Source organism: Pilimelia columellifera subsp. columellifera, assembly GCF_039532605.1.
Taxonomy (GTDB): domain Bacteria; phylum Actinomycetota; class Actinomycetes; order Mycobacteriales; family Micromonosporaceae; genus Pilimelia; species Pilimelia columellifera.
Window position 1 is genome coordinate 1 of sequence record NZ_BAAARY010000058.1, and the last position, 2,417, is coordinate 2,417.

Below are 2,417 nucleotides of genomic sequence, written 5' to 3' on the forward strand. Positions count from 1 at the left end.
CGCATTCGTTGCTGCTGCATGCGCTGTCATCTGCTACCGCCGCGCCGTCCGCCTCGACCTGTTGACCAGCAACAACCCCAACTGACACACGGTCTTAGCCAGCCCCGACGGCGGGCCGACAACGATCGCCGTGGAGATCCCGTGCGAGTTGTCATAGTCGAAGACTCCGCCCTGCTGCGAGACGGCCTCACCCGGCTCCTCGACGACCACGGCCACGAGGTGACAGCGGTTGCCGACGCCCACACTGTGCCGTCCCTTGTCGCCAAGCAAGCGCCGCAGCTCGTGATTCTGGATATCCGCCTACCACCGACATTCACCGACGAAGGGCTTCGCGCCGCCCAGCACATCCACCACACGACGCCAGAAACCGGCGTGCTACTGCTCTCCCAGCACGTCGTGGAGCGCTACACCGCAGAACTACTCGACGGCGCCGGCGGCGTCGGCTACCTCCTTAAGGATCGAGTGGCCGACGTACGTGAGTTCCTCGACGCCGTCCACCGGGTGGGTAACGGCGGAACCGTCCTCGACCCCTACGTTATCTAGCAACTTCTCGGCCGCTCCCGACACGCGGACCTGTTGGCGAACCTGACCGACCGGGAACGCCAGGTCCTCACCGCCATGGCCGAAGGCCTCTCCAACAACGCCATCGCCGCCCGTCTACACCTTTCCGAGGGCGGAATCGAGAAGCACATTTCTGCGCTTTTCGGCAAACTCAAGCTTGCCGCGGCCCCGGACATCAATCGACGCGTTCTCGCCGTGACCGCATACCTCCGCAACGCTGCCATCCATCACCCGTGATTATGGGCCGCTATGGATCTCTGTGCGGCCAGGCGCTGGCCGCTTTGGGCGACAAGATCAAGCGCACGGCGCCTCGGCGGTGAAGAATGCCTGGCGTGGCGAGAGACAGGGTGCTGACTCGGATTGCTGACGATCTCAGTCGCGGTCGGACGTATCCGGCGTTGCAGCGCCTTGCGACGCTGACGGCCCTCGACCCGACCGATCGTGAGGCACGAGCGTTGCGGGCTGAAGTGAATCGGGGAATCGGAAACGTCGTTGAGGCAGGCAGGTGGGGGTTTCTCACCGAGCAGGTCAGCCTGGATGAGGTCGCCGCGTTCGAGCGCGCGTATCCGTCCGCGGCCAAGCGGGTCCAGGCGCTGCGCCTGGCGCCCTACCGCAACCCTGAGGGCGTCGGCCCGCTGGCTCGGCAGCGGTTGGCTGACCTGTGGACGTATGCCGAACATCAGGGCCTGCCGGCTGCTGGGACGCCGCCGCCCGAGCATCCGCCCGATCCGGACCGGTGGTGGCACGTGTTGCCGATCCTCGTCGTGCTGGCTGTCGTGCTGGGGCTGATGGGGATCGGGCTGGTGACCGTCCTCAGTGCGATTTTCTGATCCCGCTGCGCGAGCGCCCGGCACGGGTGGTCGGTGGCCCCAGCCCGGACGTGGGGTCAGGCGGCGACGGTGGCGGCGCCGTCGCCGCGATCGTCGCCGTCGAACTGCGCGAGCGCCTCGACGAGGTCCGGATGGGCGGCCGAAAGCTCCTCCCAGATGATCGGAGACATCACCGGCTGCCGGTCCCGGGTGGCCCAGATGCCGAGGTGGTCGACGGTGAAGGGCTCCGCCTTGCGCATCCGGGGCACGGTTGCCCGTCCCCGGACCGGGCTGGACTCGGGGAGAGGGAACGGTCGGAGCAGGGCGTCTGGCTTGGGTCGGGAGATGTCGTCTATGTTCGCGGCCAGCGCCGCGAGGGCTCGCCGCCGGCCGGCGTACGCGGGCTGGGCTGCCCCGCCGGGCATGGCGATCGGTCGACGCAGGCTGTCGATGGGGCTGATGAGCCGGTCGAGGGCGACATCGCGGACGACGGCGGTGTTGTCGGTGGGCGTGGGCTTGTTGGCCATGGTCCCTCCAATTCGGGATGGTTGGGCGCGCGTTGCGTCGTTGTTGGACATAACGAACCACAGTGGAGGGGCGTTTCGCGGCGCGCCGCTAATACCATTCCCGTATGGCTATCGACACGCCCGGTGATGTCCCTTCGGCTGAGTCGGGCGCCGGCGCGCCGCCGCGACGGGACGCGCCGCTGGCCGATGCTGAGGCGGGGCGGGAGCGTCGGCCGTGGCTTGACGCGGCGGCGCTGCGGACGGTGGCGAGCCGTCTCGGTCATGGGCTTCACCGGCCCACGTCAGCGACCACCCATCATGTGGTCTGCGGCGACACGACCTTGGCTCATCAGCTGGTCCGGGAGCTGTTGGGTGCGGGTCGGGTCCGGGTGACGGTGGTGGTGGCGCGGGCCAGGTCGGCGGAGTCGGCCGGGGTGGCCCGGCTAAGACCGTGTGTCATTTGGGGTTGTTGCAGCGCCTGGTCGTTCGTTGAGCTGGTGTGGATGATGTTCAGAAGTACTGCCCCGAACCGTTGTGGCAG

5 protein-coding genes are annotated in these 2,417 nt (G+C 68.0%); 4 read left to right on the forward strand and 1 reads right to left on the reverse strand.

The window, feature by feature from the left end:
• Positions 1-141: 141 nt before the first annotated feature.
• From ABD287_RS18650 to ABD287_RS18245, 3 genes are all read left to right on the forward strand, one after another.
• Complete coding sequence (locus ABD287_RS18650) at positions 142-543, forward strand: response regulator (protein ID WP_425565670.1); 402 nt, start codon at positions 142-144, stop codon at positions 541-543.
• A gap of 33 nt (positions 544-576) precedes the next feature.
• A complete protein-coding gene (locus ABD287_RS18655) occupies positions 577-798 on the forward strand; it encodes a response regulator transcription factor (RefSeq protein WP_425565672.1) in 222 nt (73 codons plus the stop codon).
• 110 nt (positions 799-908) lie between these two features.
• A complete protein-coding gene (locus tag ABD287_RS18245) occupies positions 909-1,391 on the forward strand; it encodes a DUF6584 family protein (RefSeq protein ID WP_344174746.1) in 483 nt (160 codons plus the stop codon).
• 56 nt (positions 1,392-1,447) lie between these two features.
• Here ABD287_RS18245 and ABD287_RS18250 read toward each other — a convergent pair whose 3' ends face one another.
• Positions 1,448-1,897 (reverse strand): hypothetical protein, encoded by a 450-nt coding sequence (locus tag ABD287_RS18250; RefSeq protein ID WP_344174748.1) that lies wholly within the window; start codon positions 1,895-1,897, stop codon positions 1,448-1,450.
• A gap of 104 nt (positions 1,898-2,001) precedes the next feature.
• Here ABD287_RS18250 and ABD287_RS18255 point away from each other — a divergent pair.
• On the forward strand, positions 2,002-2,417 hold a 416-nt coding region (locus ABD287_RS18255), incomplete at its 3' end, for a hypothetical protein (protein ID WP_344174750.1).